The 26,829-nt window shown below is 55.3% G+C and carries 22 protein-coding genes; 19 read left to right on the top strand and 3 right to left on the bottom strand.

Annotated features, from left to right (window positions below):
• Positions 1-6: 6 nt before the first annotated feature.
• The 14 genes from SE15_RS04240 (at position 7) to SE15_RS04175 (ending at position 17,386) form a co-directional block, all read left to right on the top strand.
• Positions 7-1,431 (top strand): UDP-N-acetylmuramoyl-tripeptide--D-alanyl-D-alanine ligase, encoded by a 1,425-nt coding sequence (locus SE15_RS04240; RefSeq protein ID WP_054520845.1) that lies wholly within the window; start codon positions 7-9, stop codon positions 1,429-1,431.
• Complete coding sequence (mraY, locus tag SE15_RS04235; RefSeq protein WP_054520844.1) at positions 1,428-2,420, top strand: phospho-N-acetylmuramoyl-pentapeptide-transferase; 993 nt, start codon at positions 1,428-1,430, stop codon at positions 2,418-2,420. The genes SE15_RS04240 and mraY overlap by 4 nt, the downstream gene beginning before the upstream one ends.
• The gene (murD, locus tag SE15_RS04230; RefSeq protein ID WP_054520843.1) at positions 2,417-3,808 is read left to right on the top strand and encodes a UDP-N-acetylmuramoyl-L-alanine--D-glutamate ligase; all 1,392 of its coding nucleotides are present in this window, start codon (positions 2,417-2,419) and stop codon (positions 3,806-3,808) included. Before mraY ends, murD begins: the two co-directional genes overlap by 4 nt.
• Positions 3,787-5,037 (top strand): FtsW/RodA/SpoVE family cell cycle protein, encoded by a 1,251-nt coding sequence (locus SE15_RS04225; RefSeq protein WP_054520842.1) that lies wholly within the window; start codon positions 3,787-3,789, stop codon positions 5,035-5,037. Before murD ends, SE15_RS04225 begins: the two co-directional genes overlap by 22 nt.
• Positions 4,958-6,076 (top strand): undecaprenyldiphospho-muramoylpentapeptide beta-N-acetylglucosaminyltransferase, encoded by a 1,119-nt coding sequence (gene murG, locus SE15_RS04220; protein ID WP_160316660.1) that lies wholly within the window; start codon positions 4,958-4,960, stop codon positions 6,074-6,076. The genes SE15_RS04225 and murG overlap by 80 nt, the downstream gene beginning before the upstream one ends.
• Positions 6,073-6,612: a hypothetical protein gene (locus SE15_RS04215; protein ID WP_054520840.1), complete on the top strand. Its 540-nt coding sequence runs from the start codon at positions 6,073-6,075 to the stop codon at positions 6,610-6,612. The genes murG and SE15_RS04215 overlap by 4 nt, the downstream gene beginning before the upstream one ends.
• Positions 6,612-8,021 (top strand): UDP-N-acetylmuramate--L-alanine ligase, encoded by a 1,410-nt coding sequence (gene murC, locus SE15_RS04210; protein WP_083461691.1) that lies wholly within the window; start codon positions 6,612-6,614, stop codon positions 8,019-8,021. The genes SE15_RS04215 and murC overlap by 1 nt, the downstream gene beginning before the upstream one ends.
• A gap of 195 nt (positions 8,022-8,216) precedes the next feature.
• Positions 8,217-9,179, top strand: a complete 963-nt coding sequence (gene murB, locus SE15_RS04205; RefSeq protein ID WP_054520838.1) for a UDP-N-acetylmuramate dehydrogenase — start codon at positions 8,217-8,219, stop codon at positions 9,177-9,179.
• Positions 9,180-9,189: 10 nt separating this feature from the next.
• A complete protein-coding gene (locus SE15_RS04200) occupies positions 9,190-10,305 on the top strand; it encodes a D-alanine--D-alanine ligase family protein (protein ID WP_054520837.1) in 1,116 nt (371 codons plus the stop codon).
• Positions 10,302-11,291 (top strand): cell division protein FtsQ/DivIB, encoded by a 990-nt coding sequence (locus SE15_RS04195; RefSeq protein ID WP_054520836.1) that lies wholly within the window; start codon positions 10,302-10,304, stop codon positions 11,289-11,291. The genes SE15_RS04200 and SE15_RS04195 overlap by 4 nt, the downstream gene beginning before the upstream one ends.
• 18 nt (positions 11,292-11,309) lie before the next feature.
• Positions 11,310-12,542, top strand: a complete 1,233-nt coding sequence (gene ftsA, locus SE15_RS04190) for a cell division protein FtsA (protein WP_054520835.1) — start codon at positions 11,310-11,312, stop codon at positions 12,540-12,542.
• A gap of 69 nt (positions 12,543-12,611) precedes the next feature.
• Positions 12,612-13,769 (top strand): cell division protein FtsZ, encoded by a 1,158-nt coding sequence (gene ftsZ / locus SE15_RS04185; RefSeq protein ID WP_054520834.1) that lies wholly within the window; start codon positions 12,612-12,614, stop codon positions 13,767-13,769.
• A gap of 566 nt (positions 13,770-14,335) precedes the next feature.
• Positions 14,336-14,785: a transcriptional regulator NrdR gene (gene nrdR / locus SE15_RS04180; protein WP_054520833.1), complete on the top strand. Its 450-nt coding sequence runs from the start codon at positions 14,336-14,338 to the stop codon at positions 14,783-14,785.
• Positions 14,786-14,797: 12 nt separating this feature from the next.
• Complete coding sequence (locus SE15_RS04175; RefSeq protein ID WP_054520832.1) at positions 14,798-17,386, top strand: adenosylcobalamin-dependent ribonucleoside-diphosphate reductase; 2,589 nt, start codon at positions 14,798-14,800, stop codon at positions 17,384-17,386.
• Positions 17,387-17,444: 58 nt separating this feature from the next.
• On the opposite strand, the gene lysA is transcribed toward SE15_RS04175, so the two are convergent.
• From lysA to SE15_RS14465, 3 genes are all read right to left on the bottom strand, one after another.
• Positions 17,445-18,746: a diaminopimelate decarboxylase gene (lysA, locus tag SE15_RS04170; protein WP_083461689.1), complete on the bottom strand. Its 1,302-nt coding sequence runs from the start codon at positions 18,744-18,746 to the stop codon at positions 17,445-17,447.
• A 14-nt stretch (positions 18,747-18,760) separates the two neighbouring features.
• The gene (locus SE15_RS04165; protein ID WP_054520830.1) at positions 18,761-21,544 is read right to left on the bottom strand and encodes a cation-translocating P-type ATPase; all 2,784 of its coding nucleotides are present in this window, start codon (positions 21,542-21,544) and stop codon (positions 18,761-18,763) included.
• Between the two features lie 187 nt (positions 21,545-21,731).
• Entirely contained in the window at positions 21,732-22,037 is a 306-nt protein-coding gene (locus tag SE15_RS14465) for a hypothetical protein (RefSeq protein WP_054520829.1), read from the bottom strand.
• Between the two features lie 84 nt (positions 22,038-22,121).
• Here SE15_RS14465 and SE15_RS04155 point away from each other — a divergent pair, with 84 nt between their 5' ends.
• The 5 genes from SE15_RS04155 to SE15_RS04135 are packed head-to-tail and all read left to right on the top strand — an operon-like array spanning position 22,122 to position 26,826.
• Positions 22,122-22,871 (top strand): PIG-L deacetylase family protein, encoded by a 750-nt coding sequence (locus SE15_RS04155; RefSeq protein ID WP_160316657.1) that lies wholly within the window; start codon positions 22,122-22,124, stop codon positions 22,869-22,871.
• 16 nt (positions 22,872-22,887) lie between these two features.
• Positions 22,888-23,175 (top strand): hypothetical protein, encoded by a 288-nt coding sequence (locus tag SE15_RS04150; RefSeq protein ID WP_152965530.1) that lies wholly within the window; start codon positions 22,888-22,890, stop codon positions 23,173-23,175.
• Positions 23,172-23,924: a DUF6754 domain-containing protein gene (locus SE15_RS04145; RefSeq protein WP_054520826.1), complete on the top strand. Its 753-nt coding sequence runs from the start codon at positions 23,172-23,174 to the stop codon at positions 23,922-23,924. Before SE15_RS04150 ends, SE15_RS04145 begins: the two co-directional genes overlap by 4 nt.
• Positions 23,925-23,932: 8 nt before the next feature.
• Positions 23,933-24,538 (top strand): hypothetical protein, encoded by a 606-nt coding sequence (locus tag SE15_RS04140; protein ID WP_054520825.1) that lies wholly within the window; start codon positions 23,933-23,935, stop codon positions 24,536-24,538.
• A gap of 8 nt (positions 24,539-24,546) precedes the next feature.
• Positions 24,547-26,826 carry a zinc ribbon domain-containing protein gene (locus SE15_RS04135; protein ID WP_054520824.1) on the top strand — a complete coding sequence of 760 codons (2,280 nt, stop codon included), beginning with the start codon at positions 24,547-24,549 and terminating at the stop codon, positions 26,824-26,826.
• Positions 26,827-26,829 lie beyond the last annotated feature (3 nt).

The following is a 26,829-nucleotide window of genomic DNA, read 5'->3' as shown; positions in this document are numbered from 1 at the left end:
ACGTGTATGATTACCTTGAGTGACATTCTGGAAGCGCTCACCGGCAAACGCCTGGCCTCTGCAGAACGGCTAACCCTAAGCGAGGCCGCCATTGATTCACGTCAGGTCCTCCCTGGCGGGATGTTCTTTGCGTTACCGGGTGAGCGCACCGATGGTCACGACTTTGTGGGGCAAGCATTTGAACGGGGTGCCTTGGTGGCATTTGTACAACGTGAGGTAGCAATAAACCGTCCCTGTCTCGACTTGACCTCGGAGTCCGTGGAGTTAGGCCCCACCCTTCCAAATCCGCCCTTTATGATCCGGGTATCGGATACCCTGCGCGCCCTCCAAGAGATTGCACGCTTCTGGCGGCGCAAGTTCTCATCGCGCGTCATTGGCATTACCGGCTCTGTGGGGAAATCAACCACAAAAGAGGTAGTGGCCGAAGTACTGAGCCAGCGCTACCGCACATTGAAAAACCCCGGGAACCTCAATAATGAGATTGGGTTACCGCTAACGTTGTTGCGTCTGGGAGCGGGTTACGACTGCGCTGTGCTGGAGATGGGCTTCTACGTGCCAGGAGAAATCGCGTTCCTTTGCGAACTCGCCCAACCTCAAATTGGGATCATCACGAACGTGGGGACGGTCCATGCTGAACGCGCGGGATCACAAGAAGCCATTGCGCGCGGAAAATCCGAACTGGTTCAGGCCCTCCCAGCGGCCCCGGAAGGTATTGCAATCCTCAATCACGATGACCCCTGGGTACGCTGGATGGCCGACAAGACACGCGCCCGCGTTTTCTACTACGGTCTGAGTCCGGCAGCCGATCTGTGGGCAGATGAGATCGAAAGCCAAGGATTAAAGGGATTGCGTTTTCGCCTTCATTTTGGACATGAAACTCTGCATTTGCGCGTGCCAATGCTAGGTCGCCACGCCGTGCAAACGGCCTTGCGTGCGGCAGCGGCAGGCCTGGTATGTGGCCTCTCATGGCAAGAAATCATCCAAGGATTACAACAAGCGCGCAATCAACTACGTCTAGTAGCGGTGCGCTTGCCTAACGGTGCCCTGGTCCTGGATGACTCTTATAATGCGGCACCCGAGTCGATGCTGGCAGCCCTGAATCTGCTAAATGAGATTGAAGGGCGTAAAATTGCCGTTCTGGGTGACATGCTGGAACTCGGGCCATACGAGGCCGAGGGACATCGCCTGGTCGGCATCCGTGCGGCCGAGGTGGCTGATCACCTGGTTACCCTGGGCACGCGCGCACGTATGATCGCCGAAGCGGCAGTGAAAGCCGGTTTGCCTGCAGAGCAGGTCGTTCACGTGGAAGATGTGCCACATGCTGTCGAGGTCTTACGCCATCTTCTGAAGGAAGGAGATGTGGTGCTGATAAAGGGATCCCACGGTTTACGAATGGATCGCATCGTGGCTGCATTGGAGGAAACCGCATGAGAGAGACCTCATTGGCATTGGCCTTAAGCGGATTGAGTTTTATGCTGGCTGTCATCTGGGGGCCGCCTCTCTTGCGGGTATTGCGCCATTTTCGCATCGGCAAGTTGATCCGTGTGGAAGGACCCGACCGCCATTTTGCCAAAATGGGCACGCCCACCATGGGAGGTGTCCTGATTATCTTGCCGGTGACGTTAGTCACTGTTCTTCTTAATGCGGCCTCACTCATTGGAGTCACTGTTCTTGGTCGCTCGGTTCTGTTGCCCCTTCTGGTCATGCTCTCCTTCGCACTCTTAGGAGCCATTGACGATTGGGAAGGAATTCGCGGGCCACGGCGCGGGCTGGGCATGCGCGCCAGGACGAAGTTCCTGCTCCAGGTTGGTCTGGCGTTGATTGTGGCATTTGCCCTGAAATATCTCCTCCAAGTGCCCGAACTTTTCTGGCCTGGGGTCCAAGAACCTTTGACGCTAGGGAATCTGTACATACCCCTGGCCGTCTTCACTATCGTAGGCCTCTCTAATGCCGTCAACCTCACGGATGGGCTAGACGGCCTGGCCGGTTTGATCACCGCAACGGCTTTCGCAGCCTATGGGGGAATTGCCCTGCTTCAGGGGCAAGTCTTTCTGGGACGCTTCTGCTTCACTCTGGTTGGGGCACTCTTTGGCTTCTTGTGGTGGAATGTGCACCCCGCCCAGCTTTTTATGGGCGATACCGGCTCTCTTTCCTTGGGAGCTACACTTGGTGTAGTGGCCCTGATGACCGGACAGTGGCTACTCCTCCCTATTATCGCAATCATTCCGGTCAGTGAAGCGCTCAGTGTGATCATCCAGGTGGCCTACTTCAAAGCCACTGGCGGCAAGCGTATTTTTCGCATGGCACCCCTTCATCATCACTTTGAACTGGGGGGGTGGAGTGAAACCCAGGTCGTGCAACGGTTCTGGTTGGTCGGTCTTCTCTTTGCAATGTTTGGTGTGGCTCTGGCACTCGTATGATGGCGACTCAGTGGCAAGGTCAACGCGTTCTAATCATCGGCGCAGCCCGACAAGGGTTGGCACTGGCCCGCTTCCTGGCCACCCACGGGGCTCTTGTCACGCTCAACGATCAGCGACCAGCGGAGCAAATGGAAAATGCCCGCCAGGCTCTGGCCGACCTGCCAAATATCCAGTGGGTGCTGGGCGGACATCCTATCTCGTTGCTTGACCACACTGACCTGGTATGCGTCTCTGGCGGTGTGCCTCTTACCCTTCCAATACTCGAGGAAGCCCTTCGGCGGGGCATACCGCTTTCCAATGACTCACAGATTTTCCTCGAGCATGCGCCGTGTCCGGTAATCGGCATTACGGGTTCAGCCGGCAAGACCACGACTACAACGCTGGTCGGACTCATTGCCGAACGTGCCTTGCAGCCCCCGCGCCGCGCCTGGGTAGGAGGCAACATTGGAACTCCTCTTATCACCTATCTGGATGAGATGCAACCGCACGACGTAGCCATTATGGAACTCTCATCCTTTCAACTAGAATTAATGGCCCGCTCACCTACTATTGGCGCGATTTTAAACATCACCCCCAATCATCTTGACCGTCACGGCACATTTGAAGCCTATCAGGCGGCCAAAGCCAACATTCTTCTGCACCAAAGCGAAACAGACACAGCCATTCTTAACCGGGAGGATAGTGGAACTTGGGCCCTCCGTGATAAGGTGCGCGGTCGCCTGGTAACCTTCGGGTTTGGGCACCCGCCCCAGGGCGAGATTGGTACCTACCTCAACAACAACACGCTGTGCTGGTGGAACGGCACAGAAACCCACCCCCTGTTTGCCCGAGATGAGATCCACTTGCGGGGTGAACATAATGTTGCCAACGTATTGGCGGCCCTGGCCATTGCGATGGCAGCAGGGTGGCCACCGGAAGTGGCCCGTGAGGTTATCCGCGAGTTCACTGGCGTGCCCCATCGTTTGGAACTGGTGCGTATGTGGCGTGGCGTGGCTTGGTACAACGATTCCATTGCAACCGCCCCCGAACGCACCGCAGCCGCCATTCGAGCCTTTAGCGAGCCCATAGTGCTCCTCCTGGGGGGGCGAGATAAAAATCTGCCCTGGGAGGATCTGGCACGGTTAATCCACGAACGGGTGGATCATGTGATCGTTTTTGGAGAATCGGCCAACAAGATTTTGCAGGCCCTGGGACCGCAACAATCCGGGCAGCGTCCTTACACCCTAGAGCACTGCCCAACCCTGGAGGAGGCCGTTCTCGCCGCGGCCCGCGTGGCCGAACCCGGAGACGTGGTCTTGCTCTCACCAGGCTGCACTAGTTTTGATGCCTTTCGAGATTTTGAAGCACGAGGGGAGGCTTTCCGCCAATGGGTGAAGCAACTACCGTAAACTCCTCCACACCACCACTCGCACGCCCCCGCCCGCTCCGCCTGAGCCTGGATATTCCGCTTTTCCTGGCATTGGTATTTCTGCTGGGCTTCGGGCTCCTAATGGTGTACTCCGCCTCATGGATGCCTTCCGCTGCTCACACCCAGGGGCGCAGTGTCTCTTACTTCTTCACCAATCAAATTAAGTGGGCAATTGTTGGCTCTGTGATCGCGACATTTCTAATGTACTTTGATTATCGGCGCTTCTACCCGTTTGTCCTTTGGATGATGGGCGCGACCATTGTTTTATTGCTGGCGGTATTAATTTTTGGGCAAACCCTCAACTACTCCCGGCGCACTTTATTGGGGGGCTCCATTCAACCAGCAGAACTGGCAAAACTGGTGACGATCCTTTACTTGGCAGTCTGGCTTCAGTCTAAGCGAGAGGTACTCAATAAGATTACCTTCGGCCTTCTGCCCTTGATTTTCATTCTAGGGCTGGTAGCGGGATTGATCCTCCTGGAACCCGACATCTCCACCGCACTTACTATCCTTGCCATCGGAGGATTGCTCTTCTTCCTGGCCGGGGTGGATTTGCGCCAGATACTTCTGATCATCCTCGTGGTTGGCGTGGTCGCAGTCTTCGTGACCACCTTCTCATCCACCGGCCAAACCCGCATTCGCGATTTCATTGCCGGCTTACAGGACCCACTGGCAGCGTCCTATCACATCCAACGGGCTCAGGAAGCCGTCGTACGAGGGGGTATTTTGGGGGTCGGCATTGGCGAAGGTACAACCAAACTGACCAGTCTACCCCTGCCCCACCACGACAGCATCTTTGCTGTGATCGTGGAAGAAACCGGTTTGGTTGGTGCGTCTCTCCTCATTGCCGCTTATCTGGTCGTTTTGTGGCGAGGCCTGCTAATTGCGCGACGCGCCCCTGACATGGCCGGGGCACTGATCGCTGCAGGTATTTCGCTCTGGATCACCCTGGAAGCATTGATGAACATTCTTGCCATGCTCAATCTCTTACCGGCAACCGGGAACGTGCTTCCCTTTGTCAGCATTGGCGGCTCCAGCCTTGTGACCACATTGGCCGGGGTTGGTCTGCTGATGAGCGTGGCACGCGTTTCTGCACGTGAGCAGGAAACCACGGAAAGGAGGATCTACGGTGCGGTTGTTAGTTTGCGCCGGGGGGACCGGCGGCGGCGTGTATCCCGCCCTCGCCATCCTTCAGGCATTGAGCAATGAACCTGAAGCCGTCCTTTGGGTTGGGAGCGAGGGAGGCATGGAGCGGGATTTGGTAGCGCGTACCGGTATCCCCTTTCAGGCCATCCCAGCCGCCGGCGTTCACGGGGTCGGCTGGCGTCGCTTACCGGGCAACATTATCCAACTGATACGCGGGACTCTGGCGGCGCATCAAATTCTTCGCACCTACAAGCCTGATGTCTTGCTCTTTACTGGCGGTTATGTCGGGGTGCCCATGGCAATTGCCGGCCGTTCCATCCCCAGCCTGGTATACGTGCCCGATATCGAACCCGGCCTGGCCCTCAATCTCATGAGCCGCTTTGCCCACACCATCGCCGTAACCGTTCCAGAATCACGTCGTTACTTCTCCCCGCGAAAGCACGTAGTAGTCACGGGTTACCCCACCCGTGCCGAGTTACGCAATTGGAAACGCGAACATGCGCGGGAGATACTGGGCCTGACCCCGGAGGCTCCCGTCTTGCTGGTCATGGGAGGTAGCAAAGGGGCCCGTTCGATCAACCGCGCCGTAACTGCAAACCTGGAAGCCATTTTATCCCTGGCACAGGTAATTCACCTCACAGGCTCAACAGATTGGCCTGAGATTCAGCAACATGTTGCCTATCTGCCCACCGATCTTCGCTCACGTTACCATGCCCATCCCTATTTACATGAGGACATTGGTGCTGCCTTCGCCGCTTCTGACCTGATCCTTTGCCGTGCCGGTGCTTCAACCCTGGGTGAACTCCCCCTGTTTGGCTTACCTGCCATTTTGGTCCCTTACCCCTATGCCTGGCGCTACCAGGCCACCAATGCGCAATACTTGAGTGAGCGAGGCGCCGCCGTAGTCCTCTCGGATGATACGCTTGCGGAAACCTTAATACCCACCCTGCAAGAACTTTTCGGCGACCCTCAACGCCTGCGCCAAATGGGAGAAGCCATGCGTACTTTGGCTATCCCCGATGCCGCAGCTAACCTGGCTAATCTGGTCAGGACCCTGGCAACCCGATCTGCGGGCGTGCCAATGCGGGAGGACGCAAAATGATCAGTCTAAATGTTTTCTTTTACATGTTTGTGATCCTTTTCGCCCTTATTGGAGGAATGCGGGGGTGGGCCAGGGAACTCATTGTATCCTTCAGTGTGATTCTGGCAATCTTCATCAACACGGTCCTGGAGAATTTCGTCCCCTTTGTTCGAGATATATTGAATAACTCCGGACCTGCCAATATCTTCTGGGTCCGCGTCAGCCTGTTGATTGCCCTGGTATTTTTTGGGTATCAAACCCCCAATATTCCTAAGGTCGCCGCTACGGGACGGTTCGTCCGCGAACGCCTTCAAGACATCTTGCTGGGTTTCTTCTTCGGAGCCATCAACGGGTATTTGATCTGGGGTACCGCCTGGTATTATATGCACGAGGCAAATTACCCTCTGAGCGTTATTCTGCCTCCTGATCCCAATACGGCTGCCGGCCAGGCCAGTCTGAGCATGCTTCGCTACCTGCCGCCGGCTTTGTTAAACCCGCCCGTCATCTACATTGCCGTCGCCTTAGCCTTCGTTTTTGTGCTAGTGGTGTTTATCTGATGATGAGACACGTGCATTTCATCGGCATTGGTGGTAGCGGCCTTTCGGCCATTGCGCGTTTCCTGCTGGAACGCGGTTATGCCGTCAGTGGCTCGGATCGCCAGGCTTCCCCTATCACCGAACAACTGGCAGAGGCCGGAGCCCAGATTCATATCGGGCACCACCCCGAAAACATCCGGGGAGCAGACCTCGTGGTGCGCTCATCCGCCGTGCCGCTAGACAACCCCGAGGTGCAAGCAGCCCAAAGCCAGGGCATCCCCGTGCTCAAGCGTGAAGATCTCCTTGCGCAATTGATGGAAAATCACACTGCTATTGCCGTTGCCGGAACCCATGGGAAAACCACCACCACGGCCATGATCGCGTGGGGGCTGGCACAACTGGGGCTCGACCCATCATATATTGTAGGGAGCATCATTCACGGCCTCGCTACCAACGCACATGCTGGTCAGGGCCCCCACTTTGTTATTGAGGCGGATGAATACGACCATATGTTCCTTGGGCTAAACCCCGATATCAGCGTGATTACCAATATCGAGCACGACCACCCGGATTGCTACCCATCCCCTGAGATCTACTACGCAGCCTTCGAAGCCTTTGCCGGCCGCCTACGCCCGGGAGGGAAACTGCTGGCTTGTGCCGAAAATACAGCCGCCGTCCGTTTGGCAAATGCCATGAGAGCCCAGGGATTAACCGTATGGACATACGGTTTTCAACAAGGTGACTATCGGGCGGTTGCGGAGCGCCTCAATACCGAAGGTGGCTTGACATTTGAAGCCGTATTTACGTCCCCCGGAGGTAATTCATACCCCCTAGCTCGGATCTCGCTGCGGGTGCCCGGCAGACACAACCTGCTTAACGCCCTGGCAGCCCTGGCGGTTGCCCATTGCTTGGGAGTGGACACCCAGGGATTTGCCGATGCCCTGGGAGAATATAAGGGCACAGCACGGCGATTTGAGGTCCTGGGAGAAACCAGAGGTGTTGTTGTAATTGATGACTATGCGCACCACCCCAGTGAAATTCGCGCTACCCTTGCTGCGGCCCGCTCCCGCTACCCCCAGCGGCGGCTCTGGGCGATCTGGCAACCGCATACGTACTCCCGCACTCAAGCTTTGCTCAATGATTTTGCCCAGGCTTTTTCAGACGCAGACAAAGTGATCGTCACCGAAGTTTATGCCGCTCGTGAAACCAATCAGGGTTTTTCCGCCGCCCAGGTTGTTCAAGTCATGAAGCACCCGGATACCCGCTTTGTTGAAAGCCTGGACTCAGTAGTGCGTTACTTAACAACCCATCTACACAGCGGTGATGTCGTCATCATTCTCTCTGCCGGCAATGCTAATCAGATTGGTTATCGTCTTTTGCAAGAATGGCGGTCAGAAAGTGAGGAATCCTATGTCCAACCAGGCCACTGATTTATCTCAATCCTGTTCTTCGATACCTGCTCACCCCACTGAGGCACGAGAGTTGCCAGCAATGGCAACACGTCAAAATGATCTCCCTAACACCCCAACTGCTTCTTTGAAGAACCCGCCACAGTCCCCTCAGGTGGAGATTCTCGAACGATTAATCGCCTGTATCAAAACCTTATGAGGTTCGCCAAGGTGCTCATGTCAGTCCAAGGCTCGCTTTCTCAGGATCAGATAAATCACCTGCACAGCCTTTTCGGCGAAAGACTGCGTCAGGATGTTCCACTGGCAAACTACACCGCCGCGCGGGTTGGTGGAAAGGGTGATTTTATGCTGATTGCACAAAGTGCCGAAGAACTTGAAACCTCTGTGCGTCACTTGTGGAATCTCGAAATACCCTTCGTGATCTTGGGAAGTGGAGCCAACGTGCTGATCAGCGATCGTGGTGTTCGCGGGGTGGTGATCCTCAACCGAGCCCAACGTTTTGATATTCACGCCGAACAGGATCCCCCTACTGTTTGGGCAGAGTCAGGGGCCAACCTGGGGCTTATTGCCCGCACTCTGGCCCATCATGGGCTCAGTGGACTGGAATGGGCAGCCACAATTCCGGGCACCGTGGGTGGGGCGATCTACGGGAATGCCGGTGCCCATGGGCAGGATATGGCAGGAACCCTGATTCTGGCAGAAATCTTGCATCGTGAATACGGAAAAGAAAACTGGTTGTGTGAGCGTCTGGAATATGGCTACCGCACCAGTTACTTGAAAAAGCACCCTGGCGAGGCAGTGATCTTGAGCGGGTTATTGAGGCTAAGTAAAAGTACGCGCGAGAACGTTCAAGCGCAAATGGAGGCTTTCGTCGCCTATCGGAAGCGTACTCAACCTCCTGGTGCCAGTATGGGCTCCGTTTTCAAAAACCCACCCGGCGACTATGCTGGTCGGCTGATCGAACAAGCGGGGCTAAAAGGTACCCGAATTGGCGGAGTGGAGGTCAGTCCAATCCATGCGAACTTCTTTATCGCTTATGAAGGTGCAACATCCAGTGATTACTGGCGTCTGATATGCCTGGTGCGGCAGAAGGTTCTCGAGACCTTTGGTATTCATTTGGAATTAGAAATCGAACGAATCGGTGATTGGGATGACGAAAGCGCAATCTCTTTGAGTTAGAGGAAACGAGATGAAGAAACGCGTTGGCATCATTTTTGGTGGCAGGTCTGGTGAGCACGAGGTTTCCCTACGTTCCGCTCGCTCGGTGCTCCAGGCTCTGGATCCTCAAAAATACGAGGTGATCCAAATTGGCATCACCCTGGAGGGCGAATGGGTAACGGGTGAGAACGTGTTAGAGGCGTTGGAACAGCGTCAGACCCAGCACCTGAAGCGTGCATGCCTATTACCCGAGCCGCTTCATCAGCATTTATACCTGCGTGAGGTACAGGGCGATCAGGTTGTGCTTAGACCCTACACGGATCTGGACGTCGTTTTTCCAGTCCTCCACGGCACATTCGGTGAAGATGGGACCCTGCAAGGTTTGCTTGAACTGGCTGGGGTGGCCTATGTCGGAGCGGGGGTAGTAGCCTCAGCATTAGGCATGGACAAGGCCTTATTTAAACAGATCATGCAGGCTCACCATCTACCTGTAGTGGAATACCTGGTTTTCACCCGTTCTGAAATTGAAAATGATCGGGCTCGGGTGGTTGAGGCCGCTGAATCGCTGGCTCCTTATCCCCTCTTCACCAAGCCGGTCAATTTGGGCTCCTCGGTGGGAATTACGAAGTGTCACAACCGTACCGAACTAATGGAAGGGCTTGAGGAAGCGGCTCGCTATGATCGTCGCATTCTGATTGAACGAGGGATTGACCGGGCACGCGAAATCGAAGTCAGTGTTTTGGGCAATGAACAGCCCATTGCCTCAATCCCGGGAGAAGTGGTACCGGATGAAGAATTTTATTCCTATGCGTCAAAATACCTTAATAGCGGCACACAACTGCTCATCCCCGCTCCCTTACCCGAGGCCCTCACTCAGGAAATTCGCCGTCTGGCGGTAGCCGCCTACCGGGCTGTGGACTGCGCCGGCATGGCCCGCGTGGATTTTCTGCTCGATCCCCAAACGCAAGAAGTATATATCAGTGAGATTAACACACTGCCAGGCTTTACCGAGATTAGCATGTACCCCAAACTGTGGGAAGCCAGTGGTTTGCCTTACCCCCAATTATTGGATCGCCTTATCTCCCTGGCGCTTGAACGTAAAGCCGAGCGGGATCGGACTCAATATGCCTACCGGAGGGAGGGATGAAAGGTTCGGAAAAGACCACGCCTAGCCGAGCCGATTTGGTGCGTCAGCGCCGTGCTCAAACCACTCAACAGCGCATCCAACGCGCCAAGCAATCGGTGATGCGTCGCGAACATAGACCCACGGTTATCGCGCGTGGCATGGTTGTGCCTTCGGCTTCGCCTACCCGTCCACTACCCACCAGCAAAGTACGCCGACAATACTATTTCACGTTAGGAGTCAGCGGCGCTGAACTGCGCATGCCCGCAATTCCACTGGTCAACCCGGGCTGGCGTCTCCTCTCCGGAATGATTGCAATCCTAATGACCTTAATCCTCTATACCCTTTTCAATGCCCCAACGTTCCGAGTGCAGCGTATTGAAGCCATTGGCCTGCAGCGGCTCACCCCAGCCGATCTCCAGGCCGTCCTGGAAATCACGGACAAGCCAGCGGTCACGCTGGATCTCCAAACCCTAAAAACCCAACTGGAAGCCGCCTTTCCCGAATTGAAAAACATACGTCTTCGCCTGCTCTTCCCGGCTCGTCTGGTGCTTACGGCGGTTGAGCGTCAACCCGCGCTGGCCTGGCAAGTCAATGGTGATACTTACTGGATTGACCCAGAGGGCGTCATTCTGCGACCTCGCGGAGAAGCAGGAGAACTGCCTCTCGTCACGGCAAACGCCCTGCCGCCGTTAATGAACGATTCCAAAGGCGCAAGAGCATCCTTGAATCCACCCGAAGTATGGGGAAACCATACCGAAGCCAAATTTGTGCAAGCCATCTTGAACTTGCGGCAGCGTCTTTCATCTGATATTCCCCTGGTTTACGATGGTGAAATTGGCTTTGGCTGGCAGGACCCCAATGGCTGGCAGGTGCTGCTGGGGAATACGCTGGATGACTTCGAGGCCAAAATGGAATTGTATCAAATCATCACCGAACAAATCCAAAAGCGCGGCCTTCATCCCCAGGTGATCAGCCTGGAATATTTGCAAGCCCCCTTCTATAAGTAAGGGATTGGGAGCACGGCTATGGACGAACCAATTGTTGTAGGAATTGACATCGGCACAACCAAAGTCTGCACCCTCGTAGCCAGAGTTGAGGGAGAGCAGAATTTACGCATCCTCGGTGTGGGGATTGAGCCATCCCAGGGCATCCGCAAGGGGGCGGTGGTAGATTTGGGAGCCGCCTCTACTGCTATCGCCCGCTCTATCGAAAAAGCGCAGCGCACCTCTGGGCTGGAGATCACCTCGGCTCTGGTCAGCCTGGCCGGCTCTCACGTTGCCTCGGTCAACAGCCGCGGCGTGGTGGGTATCTCGGGGGGAATCATTGATCAGGAAGACATTGCCCGAGCACTTGAATCGGCTCAGGCGATCGCCATTCCCCACAACCGACAGATCATTCACGTGATTCAACGTGGTTTTGTAGTAGATGGACAGGATGGCATTCGCAACCCCCTCGGTATGCACGGCTACCGCCTGGAAGTTGAAGCCCATATCATCACTGCGGCTGAATCTACGGTTGAGAATATTCGCCAATGCGTTGAAGCGGCAGGTGTGCAGGTCTCCCACTTCGTCCTCAATCCTTTGGCCTCAGGTGAAGTGGTGCTCACAGAGACCGAACGGCAAATGGGCGTGGTGGTCTGCGATATTGGTGGAGGAACCACGGATTTGGCAATTTACATAGACGGCGATGTCTGGCATACCATGGTGCTGGCACTAGGGGGTAATCATATCACCTCAGATATCGCTCACGGCTTACGCCTCCCCTTGCCTCAGGCCGAAGAGGTGAAAAAGCAGTACGGACATGCCATCGAAAGCGAGGTGAGTGAGGATGAAATCTTAACCCTCCGCACCTTTGGGCAGGAGCACCCCGTTCAAGTCAGCCGGCGTGAACTGGCGCACATCATCGAAGCACGTGTGGAAGAAATTTTTCTCTTCGTGCTGGAGGAGATCAAACGCTCCGGCTACGATGGCCTCCTGCCTGCCGGCATGGTATTAACCGGGGGAACATCCTTACTGCCAGGTATTCGCACCCTTGCCAGTTCGGTTTTGGGCCTGCCGGTACGAGTTGCCAAACCCGAAAACCTGGTGGGTCTGACCGATCAACTACAATCCCCGGCATATTCCACAAGCGTTGGTCTGCTCCACTGGGCCCTGCTGCTCAGTGAAGCCGCTCCAACACCGCGCAAACATACCCCGTTTCGAGGAGGTGGCATAAACACAGAGACACTGAAAAACTTCTTACGACGCCTTTTGCCCTGAAACCTGTGATCCCAAGGAGCGACACACCTACGTTCAATCGTCTAAAATTAAGTCACCGGAGGAAAAACCATGGATACAATCAACAATCCCTTGCCCGAATCGTTTGCTCGCATCAAAGTAGTGGGGGTCGGCGGCGGTGGTTGCAACGCCGTTGACCGGATGATCGAAGAAGGATTGACCGGAATTGAGTTCATTGCTGTCAACACAGATGCTCAAGACTTGTTGCTCTCCAAAGCCCCCACCCGGGTTCGCATTGGCGATAAACTCACGCGAGGACTCGGCGCCGGTGGAAATCCTGAGGTGGGCCGTAAAGCCGCCGAGGAATCGGCTGAGGAATTGTACAACGTCCTCAAAGGTAGTGACATGGTCTTTGTCACAGCCGGTCTGGGAGGAGGCACTGGTACGGGTGCCGCACCAGTTGTGGCTCAGATCGCCAAGGAAGTGGGCGCACTTACCATTGGTGTGGTCACTCGTCCCTTTGCCTTCGAGGGTAGCAAGCGTGCCCAGGCCGCCGAAGCCGGCATTGCCAAGCTCAAAGAACACGCCGATACGCTCATTGTCATTCCCAATGACCGGCTACTGCAAATTGTGGATAAGAAAATCGGCATTATCGAGGCCTTTCGCATCGCCGATGACGTTCTGCGCCAGGGCATTCAGGGAATTTCCGAACTTATTACCGTGCCCGGTTTGATCAACCTGGACTTTGCCGATGTCAAAGCCATTATGTCGGAAGGTGGTGCAGCACTGATGGCAGTGGGACGCGCCTCCGGCGAAGACCGCGCTCGGGTGGCTGCCGAACAAGCCATCTCCAGCCAGTTGCTGGATATAACCATTGATGGCGCTCGCGGCATCCTGTTCAACATCACAGGTGGTCCGGGTCTCACCCTCTTTGAGGTCAATCAGGCGGCAGCAATAATCAAGGAAACCGCGCATCCTGACTGCAACCTCATCTTCGGTGCGGTCATTGACCCGAACATGGGCGATGAAATTCGCATTACTGTGATCGCCACAGGGTTTGATCGCCCAGCAATGCGCGCGCCCGTGGTGGAACCCCGCCCAAACCGCATTGAGGAAGGTCAGGCACCCGCCCGTCCTGCATCGGCCCGGCCAGAGCCTCGACCTTCCACCCCTACTCCCCCACCTTCGCCAACGGAGTTTCAACCCCATGTCATCAACACGGAGGACTTGAACGTGCCCGCGTTCCTGCGCAAACGCATTCAGCGGTAATAACCCGGCTAGACCGGCAACATAAGCCTGGCCTGGATTGTTTTTCTCATTAACTCATGTCGTTACTAGGGAGTACCGGCCTGAGGAAGGGGTCTTAACCCAGACCCATAACTCAGCATGCCTGTTTGCCAATATGTCGCTCCTTTGCTTTAGGGCTGCTCGTTCCTCCGGCGAGCAGCCCTTCTATTCACCGCCCTCCCTATACGGAGGATGTCATCCCCCACCCATAGGTAAAATCGGGGGAATTTTTCTCTATGCCGCCAGATAAGCACCCGAGATTTGGCTCATGCTGAATTCTAGAATTTTAAGGTTCGCGTTGACCAAAGTGTATTGCATATCTTGAAAAGATATGCTAAAATAACACCAGCAAATGTACGGCAATATATACTGAGAACCCCCATATATAGGGGGTCTCATTCGCTAAAATACTGATCCGGGTTTTCTCGGAACCTTTGTTCTCCAAGGGTGGTGAGTAAAGCCTTGCTGTACCGAAAACTCATACCTACATCCTACCTGTAACCTCGCTGACATCGTGTCACCAGAATACCCCAGAGGAGGTGTTTACCTTGCGGTGCCCTTATTGCCATAATGAATATACTCGGGTTCTCGATACCACCCATGATCAGCGCGGCGGGATCCGCCGCCGCCGCGAATGTGAAAAGTGCCACCAGCGTTTCAGCACCTACGAGCGCCCCATCCTGGCTACCCCCCTGGTGGTCAAAAAAGACGGCACCCGGGAAGAATTCGACCGCGAAAAACTGATGCGCGGCATCCGCATTGCTTGTGCGAAACGCCCCGTCTCGGCAGCCGAAATCGAACGGCTGGTTGGCGAAATCGAATCGTCTCTCCAGCAAATGGGACGGGCGGAAGTCCCCTCCCGCGTCATTGGTGACATGGTCATTGCCGGGCTCAAAGAATTGGACCAAATCGCTTATATTCGCTATGCCATTGTCTACCTCAACCTTAATGACTTGAGAGCCATTCGTGAAGAGATTGACCGACTTTTAGAAGGATGAAGGAGTTTTCCCATGGCAACCCAGAATCGCATTTCTAACAAGAACGGCCTCTTACCCACCCCTCCCCTTCCTGGTGACCTGCCGTCGGTGCACCTCACGGAAAACGCTCGTCAGGTGCTCATCCGCCGCTACGTCCGTCGAGGAGAGGACGGGCAACCTGTCGAGAGCGTAGAGGAAATGTTTTGGCGCGTGGCTTACCACATTGCCAAAGTGGAAGAAAACTGGGGTGGCGATGTCATGCAATCTGCGCGCGAATTTTATCTCCTGCTGACGTCTAAAAAATTCTTCCCTAACTCTCCCACTTTTACGGGAGCCGGAACACCCCTAGGGCAACTGGCTGCCTGTTTTGTCCTGCCCATCAGCGACGACATGGGACGTGAACCCGATGGTATCTTCCAGACCCTGCGCGATGCTGCCCTCATCCAGCAAACCGGGGGAGGAAACGGTTTCTCGTTTTCTCGGCTGCGCCCTAAAGGCACCCTGGTAAAATCCTCGGCTGGTCAGGCAACCGGGCCGGTAGGCTTTCTCCGTGTTTATGATCATGCCTTCGGTGAGATTGCCCAGGGAGGTACCCGTCGGGGCGCAAATATGGGTGTTCTGCGGGTTGATCACCCGGATATCGAAGATTTCATCACCTGTAAAACAGATGAGAACGCCATTACCAACTTCAACATCTCCGTTGGCATCACCGATGCCTTCATGCGCGCGGTTGAGAACGATGAAGAATGGGAATTGCGCTTCCCTGATGTGCGTTCGCCACGCTACCGCGAGGTAAAAGGAACGTTGGAGCAATTGGAAGCCGCAGGCGTACCCATAGTGACTTACCGCCGGGTGCGAGCCCGAGACCTATTCAACAAAATCGTCAAGCAAGCCCATCACAACGGCGAACCCGGGGTGCTGTTCCTGGATACCGCCAATCGCTCTAATCCAGTTCCTCACCTTTACCCGCTAGAGGCAACCAATCCCTGCGGTGAGCAGTGGCTTGGCCCCTACGAGAACTGCTGTCTGGGCTCCATTAATCTGAATGAGCATTGTGGTCCCAATGGCACCGTGGATTGGGAAACTTTGCGCCAATCCGTCATTACTGCTACGCGCTTTCTGGATGATGTGGTAGAAGCCAACGCCTATGTTCCTGCCGTGCCCCAGCTCAAGGAAGCCGCTCACCGTGCACGGCGTATCGGGCTTGGCATTATGGGACTGGCAGATTTGATGTATCACGTCGGTGTGCGTTATGGCTCGGAAGAAGGCCAGGAATTTGCCGCTCAGGTGATGGAATTCATCCGCTTCCACGCCATGAAAGCGAGCATTGAACTGGCGCGTCAGCGCGGTCCCTTCCCGGCCATTAAGGGCAGTATCTACGATCCGGAAAATCTGACCTGGACCCCGCCTCGCCCTCTCATGCCTTATCAGCGCGACTGGGGACGCCCTCCCCTGGATTGGGACGAAGTGGTGGAGGGCATTCGGCTATACGGCATTCGCAATGCAGCACAAACCACCATTGCTCCCACTGGCACCATAGCCACCGTAGCCGGTTGTGAGGGCTATGGTTGTGAACCGGTCTTTGCTCTGGCATACATCCGTCATGTCAATGACAACGGCAAGGATTTGCAATTAACCTACGCCAGCCCCCGTTTCGAAGAAGCCCTGCGTGAGGCAGGCATTCCAGAAGAAAAGCGCCGCGAGATTTTCGAACGCGTGCTGAGGGAAGGCACCTGTCAGCACATTCCAGACGTCCCCGAACACATCCGCAATGTTTTCGTTGTGGCTTCCGATATCACTGCTGAGGAACACGTGCGGATGCAGGCCACCCTGCAAGCCTTCGTGGATAACTCCATTTCAAAAACCATTAACTTTCCTGAACATGCCACTGAAGAAGATGTGGCCACTGCCTACATGCTAGCCTGGAAACTGGGCTGTAAAGGCCTGACCGTCTATGTTACAGGTTCGCGTGAGAAGGTCGTCCTGGAAACATTGGCCACGGCCGAGAAAAAGAAACAAGCCGAAGAAGCCCCGCGTCCCGAAGTTCCACAACAATTACCAATCTGGCACGATCTCAAGAAACCCCGCCCGCGCTACCTGCCTGGCTTCACTTATTCCATCCAGACACCTCTGGGTAAAGCATTTATCACCATCAATGAAAACGGGGAGGCACAGCCCTTTGAAGTGTTTGTCAACACGGCAAAGGCAGGATCTGATACCGCTGCCGTCTCTGAGGCGATTGGCCGCTTGCTCTCTTACATCCTGCGCCTGGCCTCACCGATTGAGCCAGCGCGCCGCTTGCGCGAAGCCGCCGATCAACTGTTGGGCATTGGTGGAGGACGCTCACTGGGCTTTGGCCCCAACCGCGTCCGCTCCCTCCCCGATGGCGTGGGCCAGATTCTGGATGAATACCTGCGTCAGAGAGAAGAACGCCTCCAATCTCAGGCTGGCGGTGGTATGCCTTCACCCGCCCCCGCACCAGCACCAGAACCGGAATACCTTACATTTAAGAACCAGCCCCTCTTGGAATTTGGAGACCTCTGCCCAGAATGCGGACAGGCGGCCGTAGTTAATGAAGAAGGCTGCCGGAAATGCTATGCCTGCGGCTACAGTGAATGTTAGACCCAGTTGCCCCTTACATCCCCGGATGGTGGGATTGAAATCCCACCATCCGTTGTCATTAACCGCCCCACCACGAGGATGTCAGCGGGTCCTCGCGTGGCTGCAGAAGATCGGCCCGCCCATCTTCCAACCAGAGCACCGCCGGGCGAGTGGCCAGGTTATAATTTGAGGCCATGCTCAAATGATACGCACCGGCGACGGGCACGATTAGCAAATCTCCCCGCCGCAGTGGGGGAAGGTCAACTTCTTCAATCAGGATATCCCCCGATTCACAAAAACGCCCAACCACCCGGCTAGGTCGTAGCGGACCTTCGTAGTTTTCATACCCCAATGGCAAAACCACATAGCGCGCCCCATACAGCGCCACCCGCGGGTTATCTGCCATTCCCCCATCCACTGCAACAATATACCGTCCATCTGCGGTGCGCTTCTGGGTTCCCACTCGGTAAATTGCAACGCCTGCCCGGGCAACTAACCAGCGCCCCGGCTCAATCACCAATCGCGGCAATGGCCAGCGACGCCGCTCGCAGGCCGCGACAAGACTCTCGCTGATAGATTGCACCCAGGGCCGTGGATCATCCGGCGGATCTTCTGGCCGATAACGCACCCCCCACCCACCCCCGGGGCTAAACTCTTCAGGAAAGTAATCGGCCTGCTCGGCCAGAGCAAAAAGGGCGTCAATCGCCTTCTGGTAGGGCTCGGGGTCCCGGATCTGAGAGCCCAAATGGGTGTGGAGACCTCGCAAATCCAGCCAGGGACTACGCCGGGCCTTATGGATCGCGACCATGGCATCTCCCGTTTCTATGTAGAGACCAAACTTACTCTGCGCATGAGCAGTCTGGATGTGAGGGTGGGTGTGAGCAGTGATGCCGGGAGTGATCCGCAGCCAGATACGCGCAACCCGCCCATGCTCCCGCGCAATGGATTCAACCCACTCCAGTTCATCCAGACTATCCACCACAATGGCCTGGACCCCCATCTCTAAAGCCAGGGTGATTTCCTCCAGGGCTTTATTATTACCATGCAGGTGAATATGCGCAGGCACGAAACCTGCTTTCTGAGCCACACGAAGTTCACCCAGGCTGACCACATCCACACCGATTCCCCAGATCGCCAGCCTGCGAGCCAGTGCCGGGACAAAATAGGCCTTAGCGGCATATGTGATCAAACCTTCGCCAGGGTAGTATTTATGAAGTAATTCCCCCAGGGTTTGAACATGAGTGCGAAGAGTAACCGCGTCGTAGAGATAAAGAGGGGTGCCATATGTCTTCACCAGGTCTGACACCAAACACCCCCCTATCTGCACCCCCCCTCTTTCCAATTGGGTTGTGAGAGGCAACAACGACCATTCCCATGCCATTTGAGATGCCCTTTTTAGACCGCGGAATTAGCGGCTTTTGCGCGCCACAACCGCACCCATTTTACCGCTTCAATGCTCAAGAAGACTATGCTACTAAAGGCTAAACTGACCAGCAAATCCACAAGAGGCAGAGGTTGTGTGCGGAAGATAGCTTGCAAGAACGGCACATAAATCACCGCCATCTGTAACACAAAAGTCAATAGCACAGAAGCGAGCAGCAACGGATTGGAAAACAATCCTAAACGAACCAGCGGCTCTCGATCCGAACGGATGGCCAACGCGTTTCCCATCTGGGCCAGGGTTAGCGTGGTGAAAATCATCGTCTGCCAGGTTTCGGTGCGACCCGTGTAAAGTGCCCATAGCCCAGCCAGCAGGGAAGTAAGCCCCATCTCAATTCCAATCAAAAGCACACTTAAAGCCAGGCCGCGCCCAAAGATATTCTCTTTGGGAGAGAAGGGTTTACGGCGCATGATATCGCGCTCAGCCGGTTCAACGGTTAATGCAAGGCCAGGCAATCCATCGGTCACCAGGTTTATCCATAGAATTTGCAGAGGAGTCAGAGGCAAAGAAAGCCCCGCAAAAGGCCCTAAAAGCATGACCCAGATTTCACCCGCGTTAGAAGTGAGGGTGTATTTGATAAATTTGCGGATGTTATCATAGATTCGGCGCCCCTCCTCGACGGCAGCGACAATGGTGGCAAAATTGTCATCCAGCAAGACCATATCAGCGGCCTCTTTGGAAACATCGGTGCCGGTGATCCCCATTGCAACGCCGATATCTGCCTTCTTTAGCGCTGGGGCATCGTTGACGCCATCGCCTGTCATGGCAACAATGTGCCCACGATTCTGCAATGCCTCCACGATTTTAAGTTTGTGTTCTGGCGAAACCCGGGCAAACACCGGTATCTCTTCAACCTGCTGTTCCAACTCGGCCACAGAAAGCCGGGCAAGTTCCTGTCCGGTCATCACCCGTCCATCCTCAGCAATGCGCAGCGTACGGGCTATGTGCAAAGCCGTGAGAGGGTGATCTCCCGTGATCATGACGGGTCGGATTCCGGCTGTTTTCGCCACCTGAACCGCCTGGAATACCTCAGGGCGAGCAGGATCAATCATTCCAAACATGCCCACAAAGATTAATTGTGACTCCCCAACCTCATCCGGATGATCCTTTTCGACTTCCTCCCCAACCGGACGGAATGCCACTCCCAAAACGCGCATCCCGCTTTGGGCCATCATGTCATTGGCCCGAACAATTCGCTCTCGCCAGCCAGCATCGAGAGGCTTAATCTGCTGGTCTACCCAAACCCGATCACATACTTCAAGCAGGGAATCCACAGCTCCCTTGGTGAACATAAGGTAATTCACAGGCGTTTCCCAGAGATGGATCAGGTGTTCTTTGAGTGTGCTCAACTCTGGTGGCCACTCTTTCTGCCAATCCACCCGATGTAAGGTGCTCATGCGTTTACGTTCAGAATCAAACGGCCATTCCTGCACACGAGGCAAGAGAGTCTCAAGATTCTGTTTGAGTAAACCGGCCTGTGCCGCCGCAATGACCAGCGCTCCTTCTGTCGGGTCGCCAACGGCAGCAAAGCCATGGCGTCCGCCCTCTTCAGCCGGTTCAAGTGTGGCATCGTTACACAGCGCGCCACCCATCAGCATCAAAGCCACTGATGACCGAGCCGTCAGCAGCGGGGGTACGGCTAGACCCGATTGAGGTTGGTAATAGTCCACCTCCTCTTGGAAGTCAACCCGATGACCCGCCACATCAATGACAGTCACGGTCATCCGATTCTCGGTCAGGGTGCCCGTTTTATCTGAACATATTACAGTAACCGAACCGAGCGTTTCCACGGCGGGTAACTTCCGAATTAACGCATTGCGTTTGAGCATGCGCTGGGCACCCAGGGCCAGCGCAATGGTCACCACAGCGGGTAAACCCTCCGGTACAGCCGCTACGGCCATACTGATAGCCGTCTGAAACATCACCCGAACAGACTCACCCCGTAGCACTCCAAGGGCAAACACAATTGCAACAATCCCCAGTGCTGCCACCGCCAAACCACGCCCCAGTTGCTCCAGACGTTTTTGCAAAGGAGTGGGCTCCTGCCCTACCGACTGGATCATATCCGCAATTTTGCCCAATTCGGTGCGCATGCCCGTACTGACCACAATGGCCATCCCGCGCCCATAAGTCACCACGGTACCCATGAAGACCATGTTCCGCTGATCGGCCACCGGAAGATGCTCGGCAGAGATAGGCTCGGTATGCTTTTCTACCGGTTCCGATTCCCCGGTCAGCACGGCCTCCTGGACACGCAAGTTGACCGCCTCAATCAAGCGGGCATCAGCAGGAACGGCATCCCCCGCCTCCAACTGGATGAGATCTCCGGGCACCAGTTCGCGCGCCGAGATCTCAATAAGATGCCCCTCGCGGCGGACCTTAACTTTGGGCACGGCCATCTTCTTTAAAGCAGCCATAGCCTTCTCAGCCTGATATTCCTGTGAGAATCCCAGGATGGCATTGAGTACAACGATCACCAAAATCACCAGGGCATCAGTGTACTCGTGTAGAAAGACCGAAATGATCGCCGAGATGATCAGAATGATCACCATGATGCCAGTGAGCTGTTCCCACAAGATACGCCACGGGCTTTTCAATCCCCGTTCAATCAGTTCGTTGGGTCCAACCTCATTGAGGCGGCGCTGAGCCTCTTCACGGCTCAGACCATTTTGCAAATTGGTTTTTAGCCGCTCGGAAACCTCAAGCAGTGACAGTTCATACCAGGGTTTTTCCTCCATAAAACATCCTCCTTCATGATGCGTACGTTCAAACAAAAAAGACCATCCCGTTAACCGGTGATGGTCTCGCTGATTGCGCAGGTTACCGGAAGCCGTGGCTTCGTCCTGACGATAACCCACCCCGTGGTTTGGGCAGCTACTCCCCAACACCTTTCAAGTTTAATCGGCTTTGTAAATTCGTCAAGGCTTATGGCACCCACCCGCCAATATCCGTCCAGGCATATGACAAATGGGTTGCCAGCGTGGCACCAAGGCGCTTATGCACGCGTTTGACCACATATTCCATCAGGGTAATGCCCCCAAGGGTATGCAATTGGGCACCGATTTCACAAGCGCGCCGATGCCGACACTGGGCATTGAAAGAGCCGCCAGGGCGTTCGGAGAGAAAATCTTCTCGCTGTCCAATCTGGACCAGTTCTTCGATCAGACGCTCCACCTCATGTCGGCGCTCGCGCGGGAAAGGTTTTCGGGAAAACAAATTCCAAATACCCATGGTTACTCCTTTTCTGTGTTTTTATTATACCCGCCTGACCTCACAGATGGTTATGATAAAATTTTTCACCGACGCGAGGGCAAAATGCGCTGGATTTATCTTTCCCCCCACCTGGATGATGCTGTCCTCTCGTGCGGCGGATGGATCTGGTATCAGGTCCAAAAGGGTCAGGAGGTAGAGATTTGGACCCTTTGTGCTGGCGATCCCCCTGAAGGGCCGCTCTCCACATATGCCCAGCAACTTCATCGGCGCTGGCAAACCGAACTTAATGCCGTCGCTATTCGCCGCCAGGAAGATCGGGAAGCCTGCGCTCGTATAGGGGCCACGCCCCGTCAATTCCCTCTCCCGGATTGTATTTATCGGCGCGATCCCAGGCAGAACCGTCCCATCGTGAATCGCGATGAAGACCTCTTCCAGCCCGCGCTACCCTCTTCAGAGCGCCCGCGAGTCGCCATTGTGCGTGAGTGGCTTGAAGCCTCATTAACCGATCCTTTTATCCTGGTATGCCCTCTGGGTTTAGGTGGGCACATTGATCATCATCTGACCCGTGCCGCTGCCGAGGCGTTAGCGCGCCCTTCGTTGTGGTACTATGCTGAGTTTCCCTACGCCTTACGTGAATGCAGAGAGGGTTTTTACCCGCTTTCCACACATCGTCCCTACCCCCTCGAACTCCCTGCAGAGGCGCTTGAAATCTGGGTTGAGGCCATTGCCTGCTATCGCTCTCAATTAAGTACGTTCTGGCCCGATCTAGACGCTCTAAATCGTGAATTGCGCCTCTACTATCAAAATTGTAAAGGGCAAATCCTTTGGATGCCTATGAAAGACTCGAGATAAAAGCCATGGACGGGGTATGGCATCTAATAATTTGTGCTATACTGATGACATGGCAAACGAACCCCATCCTTGGGTCGCCTGGGCAGAGCACCTCCAGCGCTGGGGGCTGGCACAGCCCATAGCGGTACTGCTAGAGGCCTTGGGGCCTTTGCGGTGGGTTTTCGCCCAGTTCCTCTATGGAGGCCTGCCACTCCTTACCACCCAGCCCAACTCTTCGCAATGGCAAGCTCTCCTCCACATCCTGGAGGATGACGCCGCACAGCGTGAATTCATCAATCTCCTTCTTGAGGAACCCCACCAATGAGCACCATCCTGCCTATTGTGGCGTTTGTTATCATCCTGGTTTGTGCGGGCCTGCTCTTCTTCCTCACCCTGCCACCCAAGCGCCGCCCCCGTTGGGGCTTGCGCCCGATCACGGCTTTTTCGGAACTTATTCGCTCCCTAGGCCTTTCCGTTGAAGAAGGTACACGCTTGCACCTCACCCTGGGTCATACTGGCATTACCCAGCCCACCAGCGCCTCAGCCCTTATTGGACTGCAGGCACTCGAACGGATAACCGCCGTTAGTTCCATTAGCGACCGCCCCCCACTGGCCACCAGCGGGGAAGGCAGCCTGACTTTGCTCAGCCAGAGCACGCAACGGGCAGCCTACCGCCTGAATAATGCCCTGGACCTCTACGATCCCCAACGTGGGCGACTAACGGGCGTTACCCCCCTCTCATATGCCGCGGGAATGCTACCCATTGCCCATGACGAAAATGTCTCAGTCCATCTGATGATTGGGCATTACGGTCCAGAAATCGGCTTGCTCTGTGAAGCCGCGGTCCGTAACAATGCTTTCACATTGGCAGCCAGCGACTCCCTTAGCGCTCAAGCGGTCCTTTTTGCTACCACAAAACAACCCCTTATTGGAGAAGAACTTTTTGCTATTCCGGCCTACTTGCAAACCAGCCCGGCTCATGTGGCCAGTCTCCGTGTGCAGGATCTGCTGCGCTGGGGCGTCATTCTAGCGCTCGTCCTCAGCGCTGTGTTGGGGGTGTTTGGATGGCTATGAGATCTCCTGTGGCAACTGCCATTGCGATTGGGGTGGGGTTAATCGTCCTGTTGAGTTATCTCTTCCCCCTGCCAGTCCTTGCTTCCATTCGCATGCTCTTTTTAGATTGGGCCATCATTCTGGCCGCCGTGGCCGGTTTGGTGGCCATTCTTAACCTCTTCAGTGTTCACTGGCGCAAAATCGGTTCCCCTCGCGAACGCGATTACTACAGCCTGTTTTTCATCCTGGGATTTATCTTCACTGCAATCCTGGGTCTGCTCCTTGGCCCAACCGATGAACGCATACGCCCCCTTATCACATCCGTGCAACTGCCGGTTGAAGCCAGCCTGGTAGGCCTGCTTACGATCACATTTGTAGTCAGTGCAGTGCGTTTGTTTGCCCTGCATCGCTCCTGGATAAGCGGGCTTTTTCTGGCCAGCACCATTGTGTTTTTGCTTGTAGGAAGTGGGATTTTCCTGACCAATGACACCTCGCCAGTCATCAAGGAGGTATTGACTATATTAAACATCTTACCAGGAGCAGGTGCACGTGGAATTCTTTTGGGAATTGCCCTGGGAAGCCTGCTCACCGGATTGCGCATTCTGCTTGGCATGGACCGCCCTTATAGCGAGTAAAGCACCCTATGAACACCGTAGTTTGTCCTCAATGTGGTTCTTCCAATCCTGACAAGAATGAATTTTGCCAGTGGTGTTATGCACCTCTGCATCCTGAATCAACCTCTGGCTTTGGAGGTTCCGAGAGCGCGAGCATAGACCTTCCAGATTGGCTTAAGGAAGCCGGTCCCTTACCCCCATCACCGACTGAAGCATCAGACGAAGAACTGCCGGATTGGTTGCTCTCTTTGCGACAAGCCAGCGAAACCTCAGACTTTGGGGAAGAGATTCAACCCACAAGCGGGGAAGAATCCTTCCTGACGCCTGATCTAGAAAAAATTTTATCTGCCGATAAAGACGAGGAAACTGAAACCCTCACTCAGCCCGAACCGCTGGCGCAAGAGGACCTCACCGAATGGATAAGCAGGCTCCAGGGTGAGGAAGCAACCGAAGAAGCGCCTTTTGCTGCTGAAAGCACACCCTTAACTGGGCAAAGTGAGGAAGAATTGCCCGAGTGGTTGAAAGCACTGCGAGAGCAAGAAGAGCCTCCGGTTCCAGAAACTTACGTAGTGGAGGGCGAGGCCACTTCCCCACTCCCCGAACCCGAACCTTTTGTAGCGGAATCTCTGCCCGAGTGGCTCAAAGATTTATCCACGCTTTCAGAAGAAGGCAAAGAAGCAGAAACACTGCCCACTGAGGAGGTTGCTCAGGGTCCAGAAGTAGAGGAAGCGGGTCTAATCACCCCCGAGGCTATCCCACCCTTTACGGAGATCCCCGAGAACATCACGGCCTGGTTCGAAGAAACCCCTGCTTCTATTTTTGAGAATCGGTCTTCGGGTGTATATGAATCCACCCCAACCCCAGAAGAATTCACCCCAACCACCGAACTCCCTCCAACCGACGAAATACCCGAGGAAAGCCCGGAGGTGATCCCGGCTTTCAGCGAAGAAGATTATGCGGCCTGGCTGGATCACCTTAAGATTGAAGAAACTCTGGAGGAAGGAAACCTCGCCGCCCAGATCCCCGCCTTTGTTGATAACGGCATTGCCGAAACCGCCCCCTCGCCGGAGACAATCGTTCCCCCATTTATTGAAAGCGAGTTACCCGAATGGCTGGCCGAAGCAGAGTCCCCCGCCGAAGGCGCTGAAAGCGGCGTCACCCCTGCTGCCCAGTTGCCAGAGTGGCTGGAAGCAATGCGGCCGGTTGAAGCCGTTGCCCCTACACCCCCTCATGCAGAGGAAGAGGATACCCGGATCGAGACCAGTGGTCCGCTAGCGGGCTTCCAGGGAGTGCTACCGGGTGAACCTGAGGCGCTGCGCTACTCACGCCCCCCGATTCATGCCGTTCGTCTCAATGTAAGTGAAAAACAACGCGCCTACGCGGCACTGCTTGAAAGTCTGGTAACTGCCGAGAGTACCCCCACACCTCTTCGCGTTCAAAAACAAGTCACTGCTCCCAGCCCGATCTTGCGCCTCGCCATCACTATAGTGCTCTTCGCCATCCTGATTACAGGGTGGGCATCGGCCACACCTCCAAGTGCTCTACCGACACTATTTCCGGCCGAGGCGGTTGCATTTGCCACCACCATTAACAATCTCTCCGCACAACACCCTGCCCCACGCGTGCTGGTAGGACTGGATATAGATGCTGGCTTTCTGCCCGAGATTCACACGGCCACGATCAATACGCTAAGTGACTTGATGCGGCAGGATGCACGCCTGGTTTTTCTCCCTCTCCAATCCAACGCCCCGGTCTTGGGACTCGCCATGGCCCAGGAGGCAGCACAGCAAATTCCCGGGTACGCGCTTTCCGAGCAAAGCGTTCACCTGGGGTACCTGGCTGGTGAAACCACCGGATTAGCAGCCTTTGCATATCAACCGCGGTTGGGGATGGCCACCACCCTGGAAGGCCAACCTGCTTGGGATACACAACCCCTGATTGGTGTCAACTCGCTGCAGGATTTCGATGCCATTCTCCTGATCACCGACAGTGGAGAGCGAGCCCGCGGATGGATCGAACAACTGCGTCCTCTCTTCTCCGAGCGGCCTTTCCTGGTAATTTCCAGCGCTCAGGCAGCCCCTTACCTTGCCCCCTACGTGCAATCGGAACAAATCAATGGCATGCTAACTGGCCTGCTTGGAAGCATCCTATATACCCGTCTGACTCCCAAAGTGGGGGGTGAGAACCTTGCACTTTGGAGTGCTTATCAGTGGGGGAGCCTCACCATTGCCTTATTGATTCTGCTGGGAGCCCTGGCAGGGGCCACCCAAGCCCTTTTCCAGGCCCAAAAATCCCGCTCAAAACGCTGAGGC

It is taken from the genome of Thermanaerothrix daxensis, assembly GCF_001306145.1.
In the GTDB taxonomy this organism is placed as follows: Bacteria; Chloroflexota; Anaerolineae; order Anaerolineales; family Anaerolineaceae; genus Thermanaerothrix; species Thermanaerothrix daxensis.
The sequence above is the reverse complement of the archived record's forward strand: the minus strand, read 5'-3'. Positions and strand labels throughout refer to the sequence as shown.